The sequence below is a fragment of the Nostocoides sp. HKS02 genome, assembly GCF_009707485.1.
Classification (GTDB): Bacteria; Actinomycetota; Actinomycetes; order Actinomycetales; family Dermatophilaceae; genus Pedococcus.
Genome location: NZ_CP046121.1, coordinates 1,000,766 through 1,022,166 on the forward strand (window position 1 = coordinate 1,000,766; position 21,401 = coordinate 1,022,166).

General features: G+C 71.8%; 20 protein-coding genes and 2 pseudogenes. 15 read left to right on the forward strand and 7 right to left on the reverse strand.

What is annotated here, in order from left to right:
• Positions 1–5: 5 nt before the first annotated feature.
• Together GKE56_RS04680 and GKE56_RS04685 are read right to left on the reverse strand one after the other, a co-directional pair.
• The gene (locus GKE56_RS04680) at positions 6–1,151 is read right to left on the reverse strand and encodes a hypothetical protein (RefSeq protein ID WP_154683549.1); all 1,146 of its coding nucleotides are present in this window, start codon (positions 1,149–1,151) and stop codon (positions 6–8) included.
• On the reverse strand, positions 1,144–2,631 hold the full coding sequence (locus GKE56_RS04685) for a hypothetical protein (RefSeq protein WP_154683550.1): 1,488 nt from the start codon (positions 2,629–2,631) through the stop codon (positions 1,144–1,146). Before GKE56_RS04685 ends, GKE56_RS04680 begins: the two co-directional genes overlap by 8 nt.
• Before the next feature lie 65 nt (positions 2,632–2,696).
• On the opposite strand from GKE56_RS04685, the gene pafA reads away from it, so the two are divergent.
• From pafA to GKE56_RS04700, 3 genes are all read left to right on the forward strand, one after another.
• The gene (gene pafA, locus GKE56_RS04690) at positions 2,697–4,064 is read left to right on the forward strand and encodes a Pup--protein ligase (protein WP_154683551.1); all 1,368 of its coding nucleotides are present in this window, start codon (positions 2,697–2,699) and stop codon (positions 4,062–4,064) included.
• A 75-nt stretch (positions 4,065–4,139) separates the two neighbouring features.
• Entirely contained in the window at positions 4,140–5,090 is a 951-nt protein-coding gene (locus GKE56_RS04695; protein WP_195908239.1) for an FKBP-type peptidyl-prolyl cis-trans isomerase, read from the forward strand.
• A 31-nt stretch (positions 5,091–5,121) separates the two neighbouring features.
• The gene (locus tag GKE56_RS04700; protein WP_154683553.1) at positions 5,122–5,508 is read left to right on the forward strand and encodes an FKBP-type peptidyl-prolyl cis-trans isomerase; all 387 of its coding nucleotides are present in this window, start codon (positions 5,122–5,124) and stop codon (positions 5,506–5,508) included.
• A gap of 20 nt (positions 5,509–5,528) precedes the next feature.
• Here the strand turns inward: GKE56_RS04700 and GKE56_RS04705 are convergent, their stop codons facing one another.
• Complete coding sequence (locus GKE56_RS04705; protein ID WP_154683554.1) at positions 5,529–6,656, reverse strand: DUF3866 family protein; 1,128 nt, start codon at positions 6,654–6,656, stop codon at positions 5,529–5,531.
• Positions 6,657–6,709: 53 nt separating this feature from the next.
• On the opposite strand from GKE56_RS04705, the gene GKE56_RS04710 reads away from it, so the two are divergent.
• The 9 genes and pseudogenes from GKE56_RS04710 to GKE56_RS04745 all read left to right on the forward strand — a co-directional run bounded on the left by GKE56_RS04710 (position 6,710) and on the right by GKE56_RS04745 (position 14,597).
• Complete coding sequence (locus GKE56_RS04710) at positions 6,710–7,705, forward strand: YafY family protein (protein WP_154683555.1); 996 nt, start codon at positions 6,710–6,712, stop codon at positions 7,703–7,705.
• Entirely contained in the window at positions 7,702–8,673 is a 972-nt protein-coding gene (locus GKE56_RS04715) for a YafY family protein (protein ID WP_230209186.1), read from the forward strand. Before GKE56_RS04710 ends, GKE56_RS04715 begins: the two co-directional genes overlap by 4 nt.
• 10 nt (positions 8,674–8,683) lie before the next feature.
• Complete coding sequence (locus GKE56_RS04720) at positions 8,684–8,995, forward strand: hypothetical protein (RefSeq protein ID WP_154683556.1); 312 nt, start codon at positions 8,684–8,686, stop codon at positions 8,993–8,995.
• Between the two features lie 100 nt (positions 8,996–9,095).
• Positions 9,096–9,404 carry a Sec-independent protein translocase subunit TatA gene (gene tatA, locus GKE56_RS04725; RefSeq protein ID WP_154683557.1) on the forward strand — a complete coding sequence of 103 codons (309 nt, stop codon included), beginning with the start codon at positions 9,096–9,098 and terminating at the stop codon, positions 9,402–9,404.
• Positions 9,405–9,467: 63 nt separating this feature from the next.
• A pseudogene (locus tag GKE56_RS18130) lies at positions 9,468–9,740 on the forward strand (twin-arginine translocase subunit TatC); the annotation flags it as partial.
• A 70-nt stretch (positions 9,741–9,810) separates the two neighbouring features.
• Complete coding sequence (locus GKE56_RS18135; protein ID WP_370518456.1) at positions 9,811–10,239, forward strand: twin-arginine translocase subunit TatC; 429 nt, start codon at positions 9,811–9,813, stop codon at positions 10,237–10,239.
• 9 nt (positions 10,240–10,248) lie between these two features.
• On the forward strand, positions 10,249–11,148 hold the full coding sequence (locus tag GKE56_RS04735; RefSeq protein ID WP_154683558.1) for a diacylglycerol kinase family protein: 900 nt from the start codon (positions 10,249–10,251) through the stop codon (positions 11,146–11,148).
• 10 nt (positions 11,149–11,158) lie between these two features.
• Positions 11,159–14,006, forward strand: a pseudogene (locus tag GKE56_RS04740) (DEAD/DEAH box helicase).
• Between the two features lie 6 nt (positions 14,007–14,012).
• Complete coding sequence (locus GKE56_RS04745) at positions 14,013–14,597, forward strand: DinB family protein (RefSeq protein WP_154683559.1); 585 nt, start codon at positions 14,013–14,015, stop codon at positions 14,595–14,597.
• Between the two features lie 19 nt (positions 14,598–14,616).
• Here the strand turns inward: GKE56_RS04745 and GKE56_RS04750 are convergent, their stop codons facing one another.
• Complete coding sequence (locus GKE56_RS04750; RefSeq protein WP_154683560.1) at positions 14,617–15,555, reverse strand: 5'-3' exonuclease; 939 nt, start codon at positions 15,553–15,555, stop codon at positions 14,617–14,619.
• A gap of 47 nt (positions 15,556–15,602) precedes the next feature.
• Here GKE56_RS04750 and GKE56_RS04755 point away from each other — a divergent pair, with 47 nt between their 5' ends.
• Positions 15,603–16,025 (forward strand): Lrp/AsnC family transcriptional regulator, encoded by a 423-nt coding sequence (locus tag GKE56_RS04755; protein WP_154683561.1) that lies wholly within the window; start codon positions 15,603–15,605, stop codon positions 16,023–16,025.
• A 21-nt stretch (positions 16,026–16,046) separates the two neighbouring features.
• On the opposite strand, the gene ybaK is transcribed toward GKE56_RS04755, so the two are convergent.
• From ybaK to GKE56_RS04770, 3 genes are read right to left on the reverse strand one after another with little or no spacing between them, the layout of a single operon-like run.
• Positions 16,047–16,547: a Cys-tRNA(Pro) deacylase gene (ybaK, locus tag GKE56_RS04760; protein WP_154685626.1), complete on the reverse strand. Its 501-nt coding sequence runs from the start codon at positions 16,545–16,547 to the stop codon at positions 16,047–16,049.
• A complete protein-coding gene (locus tag GKE56_RS04765) occupies positions 16,514–17,098 on the reverse strand; it encodes a biotin transporter BioY (protein WP_154683562.1) in 585 nt (194 codons plus the stop codon). The genes ybaK and GKE56_RS04765 overlap by 34 nt, the downstream gene beginning before the upstream one ends.
• Before the next feature lie 57 nt (positions 17,099–17,155).
• A complete protein-coding gene (locus GKE56_RS04770; protein ID WP_154683563.1) occupies positions 17,156–18,592 on the reverse strand; it encodes a KamA family radical SAM protein in 1,437 nt (478 codons plus the stop codon).
• An 86-nt stretch (positions 18,593–18,678) separates the two neighbouring features.
• Here GKE56_RS04770 and GKE56_RS04775 point away from each other — a divergent pair, with 86 nt between their 5' ends.
• Positions 18,679–19,731 carry an L-erythro-3,5-diaminohexanoate dehydrogenase gene (locus tag GKE56_RS04775; RefSeq protein WP_230209187.1) on the forward strand — a complete coding sequence of 351 codons (1,053 nt, stop codon included), beginning with the start codon at positions 18,679–18,681 and terminating at the stop codon, positions 19,729–19,731.
• A gap of 12 nt (positions 19,732–19,743) precedes the next feature.
• Positions 19,744–21,372 (forward strand): amidohydrolase, encoded by a 1,629-nt coding sequence (locus tag GKE56_RS04780; RefSeq protein WP_370518457.1) that lies wholly within the window; start codon positions 19,744–19,746, stop codon positions 21,370–21,372.
• The last annotated feature ends 29 nt before the right edge of the window (positions 21,373–21,401 follow it).

Here is a 21,401-nt window from a genome sequence, read left to right on the forward strand (position 1 = left end):
CGGGCTCAGGCGCGGCTGCGCGCCGTGCCCTTGGCCTGCTCCGCGGGCTCGGGCTGCTCCTCCGTCGCCTGGTCCGTCTGGTCCGCGTGGCCCTCGTGGCCCTCAGCCTGGCCCGCCTGGTCCTCGGCGTGGTCGCCCTGGTCGTCGGTGCCCGCTACCTCGGTCTCGTCGGCCTGGTCGGCGTCGACCACCGACTCGGCAGCCGGATCCGGCGCAAGCGCTCCGTGCTCGTCGATCGAGTCGACCATGGCGCCGCCGCCGAGCGTGGCGAGCATCTGGCGCACGTTGCTCAGCTGGGACGTGATGCTGTCGCGCCGCGCGGTCGCCGCCGACAGCTCGCGCTCGGAGTCACGGCGGATGCGTTCGGCCTTCTCGCGCGCGGCGACCACCAGGGCCTCAGCCTCGGCTCGTGCCGACTCGAGCGTGCGCTGGCTCTCGGCCGCAGCCTCGGCGTGGGCCCGCTCGCTCTCGGCGGACAGCGTGGTGGCGCGCTCCTCGGCCTGGGCGAGTGCGGCCTCGTGTGCGGCCATCTGGCTCGCGAACTCGGCTGCGGCCTTGTCGCGACGCTGGCCGAGCGTCGCCTCGAAGTCGGCAGCCGCGGCCGCGGCGCGGGCACGCTGGTGCTCGTAGACCGCCTCGGCCTCCTCGCGGCGCGCGGAGGCCTCGCGGTCGGCGTCGTCGAGGATCGCGTCGGCCTCCTGACGGGCCTTCTCCACGACGCGGGCGGCGTCGGCGTCAGCCTTGCTCCGGACCTCCTCGGCGTAGCGGTCGGCGCTGGCTCGGGTCTGGTCGGCCTGGAGCTTCGAGCTGCCGACCATCTCGCTGGCCTGGGCCTGCGCCTGGCTCCGGATGTCTGCGGCGTGCTCGTCGGCGAGGGTCAGCATGGCGCCGATGCGCTCGCCCAGACCGGCGTAGGTCGGCGCCGCGGCGGACGCCTGCTCCTCGCGGACGGACCGCAGCGCGGCCGCGGCCGAGGCCTGCTCCTCCTGGGCCCTGGTGAGCGCGGAACGCAGCTGGCTCGCCTCGACGGTGCGCTCGGCGGCCTCCTTGCGGGCCTGCTCCAGGGCCCCGGCGTGCTCGGCCTGCCACTTGTCGACCTGGGCGGGGTCGTAGCCGCGAAGGACGCTACGGAAGGCGGGGGACTCACTCATGATCATGTCTTTCGTCGGTCGGTGCGGGCGTGGTGGTGTCGTTCTCGTGGAGGTCAGGTCTGTCGACGTGGTCCGGCACTGCCAGCGCGTCGATCACGCCCGACAGGCTGCCCAGCTGCCGCGTGATGTCCTCACGCCGGGAGGCCAGCGAGGCGACCTCGGCTCGCGCACGCTCCAGCATGGCACGGGCCTCCTCGCGGATCCGGTCTGCGTCGGATCGCGCTTCTGCGGTCGTGCGCACGAGCTCGTCGCGGGCCTGCTTGTGCGACGCATGCGTCTCGCGCTGGAGCCGCTCGAGCTCCTCGGTCGTGCGCTCCCTGATGAGGCGGGCGGCCTTCTCGGCCTCGTCGAGCCGACGGGCGGCGCGCTCCTGGGCGGCGGTCTCGAGCTCGGCTGCCGAAGCCCGCAGCTGGTCGGCCTCGGCGCGGGCCGCGACGCGAGTGCGCTCCGCCTGGGCCTCGGCGGCGGCCAACACGGCCTCGGCCTGCGCGCGGGTGCGCTCGGCCGTGGACGTGGCCGCCTCGGTGTCGGCGCGCACCCGGTGGGCCGAGCGCGCCAGGGCGCTCTGGATGACCTGCCTACGCTCGCGCACGTGCGCCGACAGCTGCTGGTGCACGTCGTGGCGTTGGCGTGACACCTCGAGCTCGGCCTCCTCGAGGATGCCGCGCACCGTCGTCTGGCTCCAGGCCAGGTGGTCCTCGGCCTGGCGCATCAGCTCGGCTGCCTCAGCGCTGGTCCGGTCGAGGGTGGCCTGGGCCTCGGTACGAGCCTGGTCGAGCAGCTCCTCGGCCTCGCGACTGGCGCGTTCGTGCAGCCCCGCGGCCTCGGCGGTGACCCGGTCGGCCTCGGCCTGGGCCTGGCGGCGCAGCTCCATCGCCTCCGCACCGATCGTGGCGCGCTCCTGCGCCAAGGACTCCTTGGCGCGGGCGTCCAGGTCGGCGTAGTGGGCATCCATCTTCGCCACGTTGGCGGCGAAGGCGGCGTCGCGCTCGCGCTCGTGGTCGGCATACTTGGCCATCGCCGTGTCGTACTCGATGCGCGCGGCTCCCTGGAGACGCTCCGCCTCGATGCGGGCCGCGTCGAGGACGGCCGCAGCCTCGGCGCGAGCCTCGGCGACGGCGTCCTCGCTCGTCCGGCTGGCGGACTGGGTGAGCATCGAGGCGTGCTCGGCCGCGTCGGCGACCAGCGACTGGGCCTCGCGGCCGGCCTCGTCGAGAGCGCGCGCTGCCTGGTCGCGGTCGGCGCTGGCCGCCCGGTGCCGTTGCTCGGCGTCGGTGAGCAGCGCCTGGGCCTCGTCGCGCATCCTGGCGGACTCGCTGCGGGCCTCCGCGAGGGTCTGCTCCGTCTCGGCCCGCATCGCGTCGGCATACGCCTGCGCCCGTTCGAGGATGGACTGGGTATGCCGGGTCAGGTCGCCAATCTGCGGACCGGCCGGTCCGGCCGTCCGGGACCCCGCAGAAGCGGACAGGGCGTCAGGCATGGCGACATCCTCCCATGCCGGCCTTGCACCGCCAGCCGGAGCCAAGAGGCGCCTAGAGTGGGTCCATGGAGCGCCGGATCTTCGGGATCGAGAACGAGTACGGCATCACGTGCACGTTCGACGGGCAGCGTCGACTGACCCCAGACGAGGTCGCGCGCTACCTCTTTCGCAAGGTCGTCTCCTGGGGCCGTTCCTCCAACGTCTTCCTGTCCAACGGATCCCGGCTGTACCTCGATGTCGGCAGTCACCCCGAGTACGCCACGCCGGAGTGCGACCACGTCCGCCAGCTCGTCGTCCACGACAAGGCGGGGGAGCGGATCGTCGAGGGCCTCGTCGCCGACGCCCAGGACCGGCTCGCCGAGGAGGGCATCGAGGGCGAGATCTACGTCTTCAAGAACAACACCGACTCGGCCGGCAACTCCTATGGCTGCCACGAGAACTACCTCGTGGGCCGGGCAGGTGAGTTCCAGCAGCTGTCCGACGTGCTCATCCCCTTCCTCGTGAGCCGCCAGATCACCTGCGGCGCAGGCAAGGTCGTCACGACGTCCAAGGGCGCGACGTTCTGCGTCAGCCAGCGGGCCGACCACATCTGGGAGGGCGTCTCGTCGGCGACCACCCGCAGCCGGCCGATCATCAACACCCGTGACGAGCCCCACGCGGATGCCGAGCGCTATCGCCGCCTCCACGTCATCGTCGGTGACTCGAACATGAGCGAGACGACGACCATGCTCAAGGTGGGGTCGGCCGACCTCGTGCTGCGGATGATCGAGGCCGGCGTGGTCGTCCGCGACCTCACCCTGGAGAACCCCATCCGGGCCATCCGTGAGATGAGCCACGACATGACCGGGCGCAAGACGGTCCGCCTGAGCAACGGCCGCGAGCTGTCGGCCCTGCAGATCCAGGCCGAGTACCTCGAGCGGGCCCAGGCGTTCGCCGACCGCGAGGGCCTCGAGGACCCGATCCACAAGCAGGTCCTCGACCTGTGGGAGCGCACCCTGCGAGCCGTGGACACCGGCGACCTGTCGCTGGTCGACACCGAGATCGACTGGGTCATCAAGCACAAGCTCATCACCGGGTACATGGCCAAGCACGACCTGCCGCTCGAGCACCCCCGGGTCGCGCAACTCGACCTGGCCTACCACGACATCAACCGCCAGCGCGGGTTGTTCTACGTGCTGCAGAAGCACGGTCGGGCCGCTCGGGTGTGCACCGATCCCGAGGTCTTCGAGGCCAAGAACGTCCCGCCGCAGACGACCCGCGCCAAGCTGCGGGGCGACTTCATCAAGGCCGCGCAGGAGCACCGGCGCGACTTCACGGTCGACTGGGTGCACCTCAAGCTCAACGACCAGGCGCAGCGGACCGTGCTCTGCAAGGACCCCTTCGCCGCCGTCGACGTACGGGTCGAGCGGCTCATCGAGGGCATGCGCGGCTGACGCGAATCGGTGTTGCCAGCCTCTCCAGTTATGGTGGGCGGTGATCCCCAACCCCCGGCGAAAGTAACCCTCACCGTGCAGACACGACGTTTCCATGCCCTCGGCGCTGCCGTAGCGGCGGCCGCCCTGGTGCTCACCGCGTGCAGCGGTGGCTCCTCCGCCGCGAAGGCCTCCCCGCTCGCCCAGGTCAGCGTCTCGGGCGGTAGCGACACCACCGCGCCGACCGTCACCGTGAAGCCCAAGCCCCTGTCGGTCACCGAGACGACGACGCGCGTCGTCAAGGAGGGCACCGGGGCCACGGTCAAGGGTGACGAGATCGTCAGCCTCAAGTACGTGCTCCTCAACGCCAAGGACGGCGCGCTGCTCGACACGAACTTCGGCAAGCAGAACCTCGGCATCAACCTCGGTTCGGCTGACCTGCTCCCGGGGCTGAAGAAGGGCCTGGCGAACCAGAAGATCGGCTCGCGCATCCTCGTAGCAATGCCGCCGAAGGACGCGTTCGGCACCCAGGGCAACGCCCAGATCAAGGTCGGGGGCACCGACACGGTCCTCTTCCTCATGGACCTGCTGTCGACCCAGAAGCCGCTGAAGTCGGCCGAGGGCAAGGCAGTGAAGCCGGCCGCCGGCCTGCCCACCGTGCAGATGCAGGACGGCAAGGCCGCCACGATCACCGTCCCGAAGGGCGCCAAGGCGCCGACCAAGACCGTGGGCCAGCTCCTCATCGAGGGCACCGGCCCGAAGGTCGTGGCCGGCCAGACCATCCGCGTCACCTACACCGGTGCGCTGTGGAAGGACAGCAAGACCTTCGACTCCTCGGCCAACAGCCCTCAGGGGTACTTCGAGACCGTGATCGGCCAGAAGCACGTCATCAAGGCGTGGGACGACCAGCTCGTCGGCAAGCCGGTCGGCAGCCGGGTGCTGCTCGTCGTGCCGCCCGCGGACGGCTACGGCGCCGCTGGCAGCCCGCCCAAGATCAGCGGCACGGACACCCTTGTGTTCGTCGTCGACATCCTCGCCGCGTACTGAGTCGCGGCCCACTCCACCGAAGGGACCTCCCATGGGATTCGACCCCAACACCACCAAGCCCGAGATCGACTTCCCCGGTGACGCCGCTCCCACCGAGCTGCTCATCGAGGACCTCACCGAGGGCGACGGCGCCGAGGCCGGCGCCGGCGACACCATCTCCGCCCACTACGTCGGCGTCGCGCACTCCACCGGCGAGGAGTTCGACGCCTCGTGGAGCCGCGGCGCGCCCCTGGACTTCCGGCTCGGTGTCGGCCAGGTCATCCGCGGCTGGGACGAAGGCATCGTCGGCATGAAGGTCGGGGGCCGGCGCAAGCTGACCATCCCGTCGCACCTGGCCTATGGCGAGCGTGGTGCCGGTGGCGCCATCAAGCCGGGCGAGACGCTGATCTTCGTCGTCGACCTGGTCGACGTGCGCTGAGCCGGTCTCGCCGAGTCGTCTCAGACTCCCTCTGACAGCAGCCGGGCGGCATACCGCCCGGCTGCTGCGCTGTAGAGGAACGCCGCGTAGTCCCCGTCGAGGTCACGGCCCATCGTCGAGAGCGGGACCGGCGTGCTGCGCAGCATCCCCTCCAGTCCGTCGACGGGGACTTGGCGGACCGTGAGCGCGCCTGCCGCTTCGCGCACGAGGGCGTGCGCCTGCTCGGCCACGACCGCACCGAACTCGTCGCCCGTGGCGGCCAGCGGCACGTCGGCGGCGACCAGGCACACCCGCCCGTATGCCGTGACGCTGTGGTGCGAGACGCCCCGGTGCCGCTCACGCGGGTCGGCGCCTGAGACCCGCAGTGCCGCGATCCCGTGGCCACCGAGGGTCACGGCGGCGTTGAGTGCCTCTCCGGCCGCCACCCCGGTGTAGCCCCAGGTGGTGCCCGTGCCGACGTTTCCCGGGCCCTGGATCACCACCGCGACGTCTGCCCTCATGACGTGCCTGGCCGCCAGCAGGCCGGAGTGCAGCGTCACCGCCTCGTGGTCGCCGCCGTAGGCCTGGCCCACGGTCACGGTGCCCGCCAGCCACCCGGCCTCGCGCAGCCCAGCCACGTTGCGCGAGAACGCCACCGGCAGGGCGCCCCCATCGGTCATGACGTAGACGACGCGGGCGCGCGGTCGGTCGGCCCTGATGCCGGCGAGCACGGCTGGCAGCGCGGAGTGCAGGTCGGCCACGACCACCGGCAGGCCCTCGAGGTCGCCGGCCGAGGCGACGGCCCCCGTCATCACGGCATGGTGCGGACTGTCCTGCTCGTCGACGGCCATGAACATCTGCTGTTGGGGCGTGTAGCGCGCCTTGATGATGTGGCCCGCGGGTACGGCGGGGTCGGCGGGCAAGCGGTCCGGGGCAGCGACGACGAAGGCGAGACCTCCGGTGCCGAGACCCCGCAGCAGGGCCGAGGCGTTGAGCAGGACCCGGTCGCCGACCTGCGGCTCGCCCACGAGGGCGGTGTAGGCCAGCGCCCGGACCGTGCCCTCGTCCCCGGATGCGTCGGGGCGGGGAGCCAGCCGCACGGCATACTCCACGGCGCCCGGCCACCGGCCGAGCACCGCCTGGACCGTCCCATCGCGCCACTGCATCACGACACGCAGACTAGCCACGGGAGGCCCGGAGCATCTCGGGTAGCGTCGGGGCCGTGAGTTCCCCCACCGGCCCAGCAGCCAAGACCGAGCGCCTGCTCAACCTCGTGCTGTGCCTGCTCTACACGCGCCGTCCCCTGCCCAAGTCCAAGATCCGCGAGATCGTGCCGCAGTACGGCTCGGCCGCCAGCGACGAGGCCTTCGACCGCATGTTCGAGCGCGACAAGGACGAGCTGCGCGAGCTCGGCATCCCGCTCGTCACGGAGGACATCGGCAATGTCTGGGACGACGAGCTGGGCTACCGCATCGACCAGCGCGACTACGCCCTTCCCGACATCGAGTTCGAGGCGGACGAGCTGGCCGTCCTCGGTCTGGCGAGCCGCACCTGGGCGCACGCCTCCCTGGCCGGCCCCGCAGCCCAGGCCCTGCGCAAGCTCAAGGCCATCGACATCGAGCGCGACAGCGAGTCGCTCGTCGGCATCGAGCCCCGGCTCGGCACCCGCGAGGCGGCGTTCGAGCCGGTGAAGAACGCCGTCGTCGGCATGCAGACGATCTCCTTCGGCTACCGCACCGCCGGTCAGGGCGACACCCGCACCCGGCGCGTCCAGCCTTGGGGGCTCGCCTCGTGGCACGGCCGCTGGTACCTCACCGGGTTCGACCTCGACCGCGACGCCCCCCGCGTCTTCCGGTTGTCGCGCATCGTCGACGACGTGCGGCCGGTCGGCAAGCCCGGCGGGTATGCCGTGCCGCCCGACCACCGCGCGCAGGAGATGATCCGCACGACGGTCGGGGACCAGCAGACCCGGACCGCCACGGTGCGGGTCCGGGAGGGCCGCGGTCAGGCGTTGCGCCGCCGCGGTCACGAGGGGGCCACGCAGGGCGGGTGGACCGCCCTCGAGGTGCCGTTCACCGACGCGGACGCGTTCGCCGACGAGGTCAGCGGGTACGGCCCGGACGTCGTCGTCGATGCCCCCGACGAGGTGGGCGCCCTGGTCGTGGCGCGCCTTCGTGGAGCGGCCGCCCTCGCACCGAGCGACGGGAGGCTGGCGTGAGCACGCCCGAGACCGCGACCGCCCGGCTGTCGCGCCTGCTGACGATGGTGCCGTGGTTGGTCAACCGTCAGGGAATCGACCTCGACCGCGCCGCTGCCGAGCTGGGCATCAGCGTCACCCAGCTCGAGACGGACCTGCGGCTGCTCTACCTCTGCGGCTACGGCCAGATGCCCGACGAGCTCATCGACGCCCAGTGGGAGGGCGGGCGCGTCTTCGTCACCAACGCCGAGACCATCGCGCGGCCGCTGCGGCTCGGGCGCGACGAGGCGCTCACCCTGATGGTGGGCCTGCGGGCGCTGGCCACGGTCCCCGGCCTGGGCGAGCGCGACGCCATCGAACGCGCCATGGCCAAGCTCGAACAGGCCACCGGTGCGAGTGCGGACGCCGCGGCACGCGTCGAGGTCGCTATCGACGAGGGCGTCGAGGCCAGCCTGCTCACGGACGCGCGTCGCGCCATCGAGGACCATCGCCGCGTGCACCTGCGCTACCTCGTCCCCAGCCGCGACGAGTCCACGGAGCGCGACGTCGACCCGATGCGCGTCGTCAACCTCGAGTCGCGCTGGTACCTCGAGGGATGGTGCCACCGGGCCCAGGACACCCGCCTGTTCCGGATGGACCGGATCGAGTCCCTGGAGGTCCTCGACGAGGACGGCACCCCGCCACCCGAGGCTCAGCTGCGCGACCTCGACGCTGGCACCTTCACCCCCCGTCCGGACGACACGCTCGTGACCCTCCGGCTCCAGCCCGGTGCGTCCTGGGTGAGCGACTACTACCCCGTGGAGTCCGTGCACACGGCTCCCGACGGGGTGCAGACGGTCACCCTCCGCACCGCCGACACCCTCTGGCTGCGCCGCCTGATGTGGCGGCTGGGCGGCCTCGGCACGGTCCTGGAGCCAGCCTCGCTGGCCACGGCGGTGCGCGAGGGCGCCCGGGCCGCCCTCGCGGCATACGAAGGTTCGGGCGGGTAGGGTGCAGGCCGTGTGGTCGTGGGTTCTCATCTGGGTGCTGCTCGTGGTCATCGCGGCGGCGTACCTGGCGCGCCGCCTGTGGGGCGTCTGGGGTCAGTTCAAGGACCTCACCGAGGAGCTCGGCCATGCTTCGGCCACCCTCGACGCGCTGCAGGTCCAGGCCGACCGCCTGGGGGAGCGGGGTCCGGCTCCCGAGCTCGCCGTCTTCGGCGACCCGCGCCAGCTGCGTCGGGAACGCGAGGTCACCCGCGGCACGTTGAGGGAGCAACGGCGCGCCCGGAGGGCGGCCCACCGCCCTGGCTGGGCGCGCACCGTAGACTGACAGGTGTCAGGGCCCGCTCCCGCGGGACCAAGCGTTGCGCCCGCGGCTGTGGGCACCAGATCGCGTCCCGCTTCGGGCGCGGCCGAGAGGAAGGCACACCATGCTCAGGGGCGCATTCGAGGGCTGGCACATCATCATCCTGCTGGTGTTGGTCGTCGTCCTCTTCGGTTTCAAGCGTCTGCCCGACGCCGCACGCAGCCTCGGCCGCTCGATGCGCATCTTCAAGGCCGAAGTGGGCGAGATGAAGAACGACGGCAAGAGCGCCGCCAGCGCCGACACGGTGAAGGGCGAGACCGTCCGGGACGAGCCGGTCAAGGACGAGCCTGTGCGGACCCCGGCCCCCGAGAGCACCACCCCGGCACGCGAGGACGCCAGCCCGCGCGAGGGCAACTCCTCCGGCATCTCCTGACCCATCACCACCCTGCGGCAGTCCACGATGGCGTTCCGGCGTGCCCGAAACCCTGAGGGCCGCATGTCCTTGGGCGACCACCTGCGTGAGCTGCGCCGCCGGCTCGTCATCTCCGCGCTCGCGGTGCTCGTCGGGGCCGTCGGGGGGTGGGTCGTCTACCCGCAGGTCTACGCGGCCCTCTCGGCGCCGTTCAACGACTACAAGACCGCCCACCCGCACAGTGTCATCAGCCTCAACTTCGGCAACGCGACGGCGGCGTTCTCCCAGCAGCTGAGCATCTCGATCTTCGTCGGGGTGCTGGCGTCGAGCCCGGTCTGGATGTACCAGATCTGGGCCTTCATCGTGCCGGGGCTCACCCGCAAGGAGCGCCGGATCTCGCTGGCCTTCATCGCCGCGATCGTGCCGCTTGTTCCTGTCGGGCTGTGCGCTCTCGTACTACGTGCTGCCGAAGGTGCTGGCGGTGCTGTACGGGTTCACCCCACCCGGCGCCTCCAACATCCAGCAGGTCAGCGACTACTTCTCCTTCGTCACGCGCTTCATCCTCGCGTTCGGCCTGTCGTTCCTCATGCCGGTGCTGCTCGTTGCGCTCAACGCGATCGGCCTCCTGCCGGCTTCGGCGATGCTGCGGGCGTGGCGACCAGCAGTGTTCGGGATCTTCGTCGTCTCGGCGATCGCGACCCCGACGCCTGACGCGTTCACGATGTTCCTGCTGGCCATCCCGCTGGTCGGCCTCTACTTCGCGGCCATCGGGGTCAGCAAGCTCATCGAGCGCAGCCGGGGAAAGAACCGCCCGGAGTGGGTCGAGGTCTCCGACGACGAGGCGTCGAGCCTGTAACCTCCGCGCGTGCACAAACGCGTCGGTTTGGTCGTCAACCCCACGTCGGGCAAGAACCGTGGCATGTCCTTAGGTATCGAGGTCGCCCAGCGGCTGCGTGCCGCCGGCCACGAGGTGCTCGAGCTGTCCGACGAATCGTATGCCGCGGCCCGCGACCGCGCGCTCGGCGCGATCGCCCAGGGGCTCGACGTCCTGGCCGTGGTCGGCGGGGACGGGATGGTCCACCTCGGGGTGAACCTGGCGGCCGAGTCCGCGGTGACCCTGGCCATCATCGGCGCCGGCACCGGGAACGACGTCGCCCGGGGCCTCGGGCTCCCGGTGCACGACCCGGTGCGGGCGGCTGACCTCGTCACCACCGGGGTCCCCCGCGTCATCGACGCGGTCCGGCACACCGACCAGCACGGGGAACGGCACTGGTACGCCGGCGTGCTGGGCGCCGGCTTCGACTCGGTCGTCAACGAACGCGCCAACACCTGGCCCTGGCCCAAGGGTCAGATGCGCTACAACCTCGCCGTGCTGCGCGAGCTGCCGCTCTTCCGGCCGATCCCGTACGTCGTCACGGTCGATGGAGAGCGCCACGAGACCAAGGCGATGCTCGTGGTGGTCGCGAACGGCCCGTCCTACGGGGGCGGCATGCGGGTCGCGCCCGACGCCCGGTTCGACGACGGGCTGGCCGATGTGGTGATCCTCCACGAGGTGAGCACGCTGGAGTTCCTCAAGGTCTTCCCCAAGGTCTTCAAGGGCGCCCACGTCGACCATCCTGCAGTCGAGATCCTGCGCGGTCGCGAGGTGCGGCTCGAAGCGGCCGGCATCGTGGCCTACGCCGACGGCGAGCGGTTCGGTCCACTGCCCCTCACCCTGGAGACCGTCCCCGGCGCGGTGACGGTGCTGGCGCCGCCCGCCACGTAGGCTCGGTCCCATGCCGACGCCCGCCGAGTCGTATGCCGCGAGCTCCCGCCGCACGGCATACGGCCAGAGCCAGCTGGCCGCCTTCGCAGCCACCGTGGCGTTTCCGCTCGACCCCTTCCAGGAGCAGGCCTGCGAGGCGGTGGAGCGAGGCCGGGGCGTGCTCGTCGCGGCGCCCACCGGGGCGGGCAAGACGATCGTGGGGGAGTTCGCGGTCTTCCTCGCCCTCGCCACCGGCCGGAAGGCCTTCTACACCACGCCCATCAAGGCCCTCTCGAACCAGAAGTACAACGACCTGGTGCGTCGCCACGGCGCCGCCAACGTCGGCCTCCTCACCGGCGACTCGTCGATCAACGGCGAGGCGCCGGTCGTCGTCATGACGACCGAGGTGCTGCGCAACATGATGTATGCCGGGTCCTCGACCCTGCACGGCCTGGGTTTCGTCGTCATGGACGAGGTGCACTACCTCGCCGACCGCTTCCGGGGCGCGGTCTGGGAAGAGGTCATCATCCACCTGCCCCAGGACGTCCAGGTCGTCTCGCTGTCGGCGACGGTGAGCAACGCCGAGGAGTTCGGCGCGTGGCTGGCCGAGGTGCGCGGCGGGGTGGACATCATCGTCTCGGAGCACCGCCCGGTGCCCTTGTGGCAGCACATGATGGTCGGCCAGCGGATGTACGACCTGTTCGTCGACGAGACGTCCGCCCCGGTGACCGGAGTCGATGCCACCCGGGTCAACCCCGAGCTCCTGCAGACCATCCGCACCGTGGAGGACCGGGGTCGCTGGGACAGCGGAGCACGCCACCACTCGCGACCAGGCCGATCGGACAGCCGATCGGACAGCCGATCGGACCGACCCGATCGGAACGGCCGGAACGGCCAGGGAGGCCACGGCGGCCAGAACGGCCGGGGTGGTCCAGGGCGTCCCGGTGGGGGAGCGACCCGCTCCGAGGTGGTGCAGCGGCTCGATCGCGAGGGCCTGCTACCGGCGATCACCTTCATCTTCAGCCGGGTGGGCTGCGAAGGCGCCGTCACCCAGCTTGTTGCGTGACGGCATCCGGCTGATCCCCGAGGCGGAGGGCGACCGGATCCGCCGCACCGTGGAGGAGCGCGTCTCGGCGCTCGCCGACGAGGACCTCGGCGTCCTCGGGTACTGGGACTTCGTCGACGGCCTCACGCGCGGCTTCGCCGCCCACCACGCCGGCATGCTGCCGACGTTCCGCGAGATCGTCGAGGAGCTGTTCACGGCCGGCCGGATCCGCGCGGTGTTCGCCACCGAGACGCTGGCGTTGGGCATCAACATGCCGGCCCGGACCGTGGTGATCGAGAAGCTCGTCAAGTTCAACGGCGAGACGCACGCCGACATCACCCCCGCCGAGTACACCCAGCTCACCGGTCGGGCAGGACGACGCGGCATCGACGTGGAGGGCCACGCCCTGGTGCTCTGGAACCGCGGCCTGGACCCGCTCGCGGTGGCTGGCCTGGCCTCCACCCGGACCTACCCGCTGCGATCGAGCTTCCGCCCGACCTACAACATGGCGGTCAACCTCGTGGCGCAGGTCGGGCGTGACACCGCCCGCGAGATCCTCGAGACGTCGTTCGCCCAGTTCCAGGCCGACCGCGGGGTGGTCGGGCTCGCCCGGGCGGTGCGCAAGAACGAGGAGGGCCTCGAGGGGTACGCCGAGGCCATGGTCTGTCACCTCGGCGACTTCCGGGAGTATGCCGCGTTGCGCCACGCGATCGCCCGCCTCGAGAAGGAGGGCGCCAAGCTGCGCTCTGCGAGCAGGCGCGCCGAGGCGGCCGTCTCGCTAGAGGCGCTGCGGATCGGCGACGTCATCAGGATCCCAGCCGGCCGCAAGGGCGGCTATGCGGTCGTCGTGCAGCCGTCGAAGTCCTACCGGGGCGAGGACGCGGCACCGACGGTGGTCACCGAGGACCGCCAGCTGCGCCGCCTTACGCTCGTCGACGTGCCCACGCCGGTGACGGCGATCGCTCACGTCAAGGTGCCTCCGCACTTCAACGCCAAGAGCCCCAAGGCGCGCCGTGACCTCGCCACGTCGCTGCGGATCGCCGTGCCCCACGACCCGCCCCCGCAGGCTCGGGCGCGGCATACCGGAGCGTCCGCGGACGAGCAGGAGATCGCCGAGCTGCGTCGCAAGCTCAAGGCCCACCCGTGCCACCAGTGTCCGGACCGCGAGGACCACGCCCGGTGGGCGGAGCGCTGGTGGCGGCTCAAGCGCGAGACCGTCGGGTTGCAGCGCAAGGTCGAGGGCCGCACCAACTCGGTGGCCAAGACGTTCGACCGGATCTGCACCCTGTTGGCCGAGATGGGCTATCTGTCACCAGACGGCAACGAGGTCACCGAGCAGGGCCAGAACCTGCGACGGCTGTACACCGAGAAGGACCTCTTGGCGGCCGAGTGTCTGCGTCTCGGGGTCTGGAAGCGCCTCGACGCGTCCGGGCTCGCGGCCGTGGTCTCCTCGCTCATCCACGAGCCGCGTCGCGACGAGGCAGACCCCTCGCCCAGGATGCCCACCGACGACGTGGCCGAGGCGGTCCACGAGATGCAGGTGCTGTGGTCGGCGCTGGAGGACCGCGAACGGGACCTCGGGCTACCGCTCACCGGCGACCCCGACGCCGGCATGGCCTGGATGATGCACCGCTGGGCAGGTGGCCGCCGGCTCGAGGAGGTGCTGCGGGGGTCGGACATGGCCGCGGGCGACTTCGTGCGCCGCTGCAAGCAGGTGGTCGACCTGCTCGGCCAGATCGGCGACGCGGCACCGGAGCCGACACTGCGCGCCACGGCTCGTACCGCGATCGATGCCGTCATGCGTGGTGTGGTCGCGGCCGACAGATTGGACTGAGCAACGATGACCGACCCATCGCCGACCGGCCTGAGCGCCGACCTGCACCGTTACCTCCAGCAGGGACGGGACGGGCTGCTGCGTTCACTAGACGGGTTGGGGGACTACGACCTGCGCCGGCCGCTGACCCCCAGTGGCACCAACCTGCTGGGCCTGGTCAAGCACCTTGCCGGCGTGGAGCTCGGCTACCTCGTCGAGTCGGTCGGGCGCGACGCGCCGGTGCTGCCGTGGAACGAGGACGGCTCCGTGTGGGACAGCGCCGACATGTGGGCGACCGCAGACCAGTCACGGGAGTACATCGTGGACCTCTACCGCCAGGCCTGGGTGGTCAGCGACGCCGCCCTGGCCGAGCTGCCACTGGACGAGCCCGCCGAGGTCGACTGGTGGTCGGCGGAGAAGCGGCACACGACGTTCGGGCACCTGGTCGTGCGGGTGGTCGCCGAGACGGCACAGCATGCCGGGCACGCCGACATCCTGCGCGAGACGATCGACGGCCAGGCGGGGCGTGACCACGACGCTCAGGGTGACCGGCAGTGGTGGGTCGACTACGTCGCCAGGATCCAGGCGGCGGCCGACGCCCACCGCGCCTGAGCCTGCGCGGCTGCGACCGTCACTCGATCCGCAGCGCCGACAGCACGCGGTTGAACGAGCTCGTCACGCCGAACTGGCTCGCCACCCGGCTCATCAGCACCGGATCGGCCACCTCGGTCGGCAGGGTCAGATCCTGCTCGGCGACCGGCGCGTCGGGCGCCACCCGGACGACCATCGGGGCCACGTCGAGGTAGGCCGCGCCGGCCTCGAGCCGGGCCCGCTGCGCGCCCTTGATCTCCGGATCCCCGCCGTCGACCGCGGCGCGCAGGGCGACGAGCGAGCCGTACTTCTCGATGAGCTTGGCTGCCGTCTTCTCCCCGATCCCGGCGACACCGGGCAACCCGTCGCTCGTGTCGCCGCGGAGCACCGCCATGTCCGCGTACGCGGGTCCGCTCGCGACGGCATACTTCGTCCGCAGGAAGGCCTCGTCGACCAGGTCGGGGTCGCGGACCCCGCCCCGGGCGGTGTAGATGACGCGCACGGCCGCGGCGTCGTCGACGAGCTGGAAAAGGTCGCGGTCGCCAGTGACGACGTCGACGGCCATCGACCCCTTGTGGCGCGCCGTCAGGGTCCCGATGACGTCGTCCGCCTCGTAGCCGTCGGCACCGAGCCGGGCGATGCCCAGGGCCGCGAGCGCGTCGCGGATCACCGGCACCTGGACCGCGAGGTCGTCGGGCGTCTGCTCCTCCTCGAGCGAGCCGTCGAGGAGGCGGTGGGCCTTGTAGGTCGGGATCGCGTCCACCCGGAACTGCGGGCGCCAGTCGTTGTCCCAGCACGCCACGAGGTGGGTCGGCTGGTGCGTCGTGATGAGCGAGGCGATCATGTCGAGGAACCCGCGGATCGCGTTGGTCGGCGGTTCCGACAGGTCGTCGCGCTGGTCGGGCACTCCGAAGAACGCCCGGAAGTACAGCGAAGCCGAGTCGAGCAGCATCAGACGCCCGTGCAGAGATTCCGACATGGCGGACATGGTGCCACCTGGGCCCCTGACCTCAGTAGGGTGGCGTCGTGGAAGACCTCGATCGTCGCATCGTCGACCTCCTTCGTGCCGACGGGCGGATGAGCTACACCGACCTGGGCAAGGCGATGGGGCTGTCCACCTCGGCCGTCCACCAGCGGGTGCGGCGGCTCGAGGAGCGGGGCGTCATCAAGCGGTATGCCGCGGTGGTCGACCACACGGCGCTCGACCTGCCCCTCACGGCGTTCATCTCGATCACCCCGCTGGACCCGGCAGCCCCCGACGACATCCCGGACCGGCTGCGCCAGGTCACCGAGCTCGAGGCGTGCCACTCCGTCGCCGGCGAGGAGAACTACATCCTCAAGGCTCGCGTGCGCACCCCTGGCGACCTCGAGGACCTGCTCGCCCGGATCCGCGCGACGGCGAACGTCGCTACGCGGACGACCGTGGTGCTCTCGACCGCCTGGGAGTAGACCGGCTTGGTCGGCTCGCGATCAGCGGCCGATGGGCGCGAGCCGCGCTCTCGTGGCGGCGACCAGGTCCTGCGGGGCGAGCGAGATGTCGAGGCCGCGGCGGCCACCCGAGACGTAGACCCGGTCGAACCCGGTGGCCGAGTCGTCGACCACGGTTGGCAGCACTTTGCGTTGGCCGATGGGGGAGATGCCGCCCACGACGTAGCCGGTGGCGCGCTCGGCGTCGGCAGGCGCAGCCATGACGACCTTCTTGCGACCCAGTGCCGCCGCCATCGCCTTGAGGTCGAGCTGGCGGTCGACCGGGACCACCGCGACCGCGAGACCACCCTCGCCGTCGACGAGGAGGGTCTTGAACACCTGGGCGGGCGGCACCGACAGCGCCGCTGCGGCCTCCAGTCCGTAGGAGGCCGCAGCCGGGTCGGGCTCGTAGGGGTGCAGCGCGAAGGCCAGACCCAGGCGGGTCAGGGCCGTCGTGGCCGGGGTGCCGCTCAGCGGGACTCGACGCGGCGGACGAGGGCCCAGGCCCCGGGGAGCAGGCCGGCCGCCGCGAGGATCTTGAGGCCGTCCCCGACGAGGAACGGCACCACGCCCTTGGCGAGGCCGGTCTGCAGGTCCATGCCGGTCGCCGCCATGAGGTACGGCACGCCCACGGCATAGATGACCAGGTTGCCGAGGACCATCGTGCCGGCCGTTTTGAGCGGGGTCCGGTCGGCGCCGCGCTGCGCGAGGCCGCCGACCAGTGCACCGGCCAGGACGAACCCGATGAGGTACCCGAACGAGGCGAAGCCGTAGCCGCTGGCGTGCCCGGCGAACCACGGCACGCCGGCCATGCCCGCGAGCAGGTACAGACCGATGCTCAGCAGGCCTCGCAGCGGCCCGAGTGCGGCGCCGGTGAGCAGCACGGCGAACGTGCCCAGCGTCAGCGGAACCGGGGTGAACGACAGCGGGATGGAGAACTGGGCGAGCAGGCCGACGAGCCCGGCACCGCCGAGGACGAGGGCCGAGTCGCGGACCAGGCCGCCGGGGATGACGTCGGCGAGGACGCGGGTGCGGGGGAGGGCGATAGCAGTCACGGGGAGCAACCTAGCGAAGGCCGAGACCGCCGCCGACGCAGCCCCGCGTATGCCGCGTCACACCAAGGACGCCTCGCGCGACGCCGCCGCAGCGACGACCGCCCGCCCGTGGTTGGCCTCGTGGTCACCCTCGGCACGCCACCACGCCTGGCCGGCCTCCGGGAGGGTGTAGATCGGGTCGTAGTAGACGTAGTCGCGCGACAGGGCGTCGGTGTCGGCACCCTCGATGGAGGTCCGGTAGTTCTTGCGCCAGAAGGACATGCCGCGCTCGGTGTCGTAGCTGTCGACCTGGTGCACCCAGCGCTTGCCGACGAAGGGCACGTCACACACGATGCGCGGCGTCGCGAACCCGGGCAGGTAGCCCATCATCGAGTGCTGCAGGTGCTGCGCCTCGGCCAGCGAGAGCCGCCAGTGCTCGGCGAACGGGATCATGTCGCACATGTAGAAGTAGTACGGCGTGATCATCGCGTCGTCCTGGAGGGCGAAGCAGAGGTCGAGCAGCTGCTCGGTCGAGTCGTTGATGCCGCGCATCAGCACACCCTGGTTGCGGACGTCGCGGATGCCCGCCTCGAGCATCGTCTTGGACGCCAGGGCCACGAGCGGCGTCACCGACTGGGCGTTGTTGACGTGGGTGTGGATCGCGAGGGACACGCCCCGGGCCCGGGCCTTGGTGGAGACCCGGTGGACGCCCTCGACCACGTCTGGCTGCAGCCAGTGCTGGGGCAGTCCCATCAGGGCCTTGGTGGCCAGCCGGATGTCGCGGATGTTCTCGATCTCGAGCAGCTTGTCGAGGAACCCCTCGAGGTTCTTCCACGGCATGTTGGCCACGTCGCCGCCGGAGACGACGACGTCGCGAACCTGGGGGGTCTGCTGCAGGTAACCGAGCATCGCGGCATACCGGTCGGCGGGCTTGCCGGTGAGCTTGAGCTTGTCGACCACGGCCGTCGAGTTGCCCACGAGGTCCATGCGGGTGCAGTGGCCGCAGTACTGCGGGCAGGTGGGGAGCAGCTCGGCCAGCACCTTGGTCGGGTAGCGGTGCGTGAGCCCCTCGGCCACCCACATGTCGTGCTCGTGCAGGCTGTCCCGGGTGGAGTGCGGGTGGGAGGGCCAGTCGGTGCGGCGGTCGGAGAACACCGGGAGCATGTAGCGGCGCACCGGATCGGCGTAGAACGCGCGGGTGAACTCGGCGCCGGCGGCCGGAAGCGGCTCGACCGTGGCCGGGACCATGGTGTTCATCATCTGCGGCGGCACGAGCATCGACATCGTGGCGCGCTCGGCCTGGTCGCGCTCGAGGTCCGCATAGAACGCGTCGCTCAGCAGCTCGCCCATCAGCTCACGGAGCTGGCGCACGTTCTTGACGCAGTGGGCGCGCTGCCACTGGGCGCTGGCCCAGTCCTGCGCGGTGACGTCGCGCCATCCGGGGAAGCGGGTCCAGTCGGGCTCCACCAGCTCGCGGTGGCGGTAGACGTAGGGCTGCTCGATCGCGGTGCTCATGCATGGCAGGATACGGGACAGGTTCCGATGAAATCGACCCGGCACCGCAAGATTTGCACGATATTTCGCTAATGATGGGAGATTCTGTGTCTGCGACGCCGTCCTCGCCGGTGGGTCTGCACCGGGTCGTCGACCCCGTGCCACCCTCGCTGCCCCAGGCCGCGCGCCGGCTCGACCCCTCACCCCAGCTGTGGCCCGACGAGGTCCGGGTCCGCGTCGAGACCCTCAACCTCGACGCGGCCTCCTACCGCCAGCTGGCCGAGAAGCACGGGGGAGACGGCGCCGCGCTCCGTGCCGAGGTGCTCGACATCGTCGCGACGCGGGGCAAGATGCAGAACCCGGTCACCGGGTCCGGCGGCATGCTCATCGGCACCGTCGACGAGGTGGGCCCCGAGTCGCCGCTCGGTCTGACGCCGGGCGACCGCGTCGCCACCCTCGTCTCGCTCTCGCTCACGCCGCTCGTCATCACCGACGGCCTGGCCCGCTGGGACGGCCGCTCCGAGCGGGTGCCCGCGCAGGGCCATGCCATCCTGTTCGGCCGGTCGATCGCGGCGCACCTGCCCGACGACCTCGCCCCCGACCTCGCCCTCATGGTGATGGACGTCTGTGGGGCGCCGGCGTTGGTGGCCAGGATCGTGCGTGAGTATGCCGCGGCCGGCACCGCGCCGACCGTGGCCGTGCTGGGGGGCGCGGGCAAGTCCGGGTCGCTCTCGCTCGCCGCTGCGGCCGACGCGGGCGCGGGGCGGCGCATCGCCGTCGTCCCGGTCGAGCGCGAGGCTCGGCTGCTCGAGGGCACCGGTCTGGCCGACGAGGTGGTCATCGCCGATGCCCGCAGCCCGTTGGGCCTCTCCGAGGCGGTGGCCGCGGCCGGTGGCCCCGCCGACATCACGGTCGTCTGCGTGGACGTCCCTGGGTGCGAGCAGCCCGCGATCCTGTCGACGGCGCAGGGCGGCACCATCATCTTCTTCTCGATGGCCACGAACTTCGCCGCGGCGGCGCTGGGCGCCGAAGGGGTTGCGGCCGACGTGCGGATGCTCGTGGGGAACGGCTACGTCCCCGGGCACGCGGCATACGCGCTTGACCTCATCCGCGCCAACGCGGCGGTGAGGGGGCTGTTCGAGGGCCGGCTGGACGAGTAGCAGACTGGGCCCGTGAGCACCCTCTACCGCGGCGGATTCGTCTACTCACCCCTCGACCCGTTCGCCAACGCGATGGTGGTCGACGACGCGACCGGCACCATCGCCTGGATCGGCGGGGACGACGCGGCGGCTGTCCACGTCGACGCAGTCGACGCGGTCGTCGAGCTCGACGGAGCCCTCATCACCCCAGCGTTCGTCGACGCCCACGCCCACACGTCGCAGACCGGGGCCAGCCTGCGGGGTGTCGACCTCGGCAGCACCCGCAGCCTCGCCGAGGCGCTCAGCCGGGTCGAGGACGCCGTGCGCGCCCACCAGGGCCGCCCGGTCTTCGCCCACGGCTGGGACCAGGAGCGGTGGGCCGAGGGACGCCCCCACACCGGGGCCGAGCTCGACCGGGCGTCATACGGCGGGGTCGTGTACTCGCCACGCATCGACGGGCACTCGGCGGTGATCTCCTCGGCGCTGGCTGCCGCGAGTGGCGCGCGGGACCTGCCCGGGTGGGAGGGCGAGGGCCTGGTGACCCGAGATGCCCACCACGCGGCGCGCGAGGCCTTCACGACGGCGGTGACCCCGGCGCAGCGCCAGGCGGACATCGACCTCGCGCTGCGAACCGCCGCCGCGGCGGGCATCGGCCTGGTCCACGAGAACGGCGGCCGCGTGCTCTCGGGCACCGACGACTTCGCCGAGGTGCTCGCGGCGGGGGAGCGGGGCGACGGACCACAGACGATCGGGTACTGGGCGCAGCTCGTCGAGGACGACGCGCAGGCGCGCGACGCGGCCCTGGTGCGCGGGGCGCGCGGGCTCGCCGGCGACCTCAACATCGACGGTTCGATCGGCTCCCGCACGGCCCACCTGCACGACGCCTATGCCGACGCCCCGGGCCAGCGCGGCAACGCCTACCTCACCGTCGAGCAGGTGCGCGACCACGTCGCGGCGTGCTCGCTGGCGGGTCTCCAGGCTGGTTTCCACGTCATCGGCGACGCAGGAGTCGCCACGGCGGTCGAGGGCTTCGAGGCCGCCGCCGCCCTGGTCGGCACGTCGACCGTCCTGCGCGGTCGGCACCGGCTCGAGCACCTCGAGATGATCACCCGCGAGCAGATCGAGCGACTGGTGCGACTAGGCGTCAGCGCCAGCGTGCAACCCGCGTTCGACGCCGCCTGGGGTGGCCCCGGCGGGATGTATGCCGCCCGGCTGGGCGCCGACCGCGTCCAGGGCACGCACCCGATGAACCCGTTCGCCTCCATGCTCGCGGCGGGGATGACGGTCGCGCTCGGGTCGGACTCGCCGGTGACGCCCTTTGCTCCCTGGGAGGCAGTGCGCGCCTGCGTCAGCCACCACGAGGAGTCGCAGCGGATCTCAGCCCGCTCGGCGTTCCTCGCCCACACCCGCGGCGGCTGGCGCGCGGCCGGTTTCGACGACCGTGGCTACCTCGACCTCGGTCTCCCCGCGACGTTCGCCGTGTGGGGGGTCGGGGACCTCGTCGTGCAGGCTCCCGACGACCGGATCCAGACGTGGTCGACCGATCCACGCTCCGGCACGCCCGGGCTGCCCGACCTCTCGGCGGGCGCACCGCTCCCGGTCTGCCAGCGCACCGTCGTCCGGGGTCGGACCGTCTTCGACTCCGGCGCGCTCGCCGCCTGACACAGCAAGGATTTGCGGCCATATGCCAC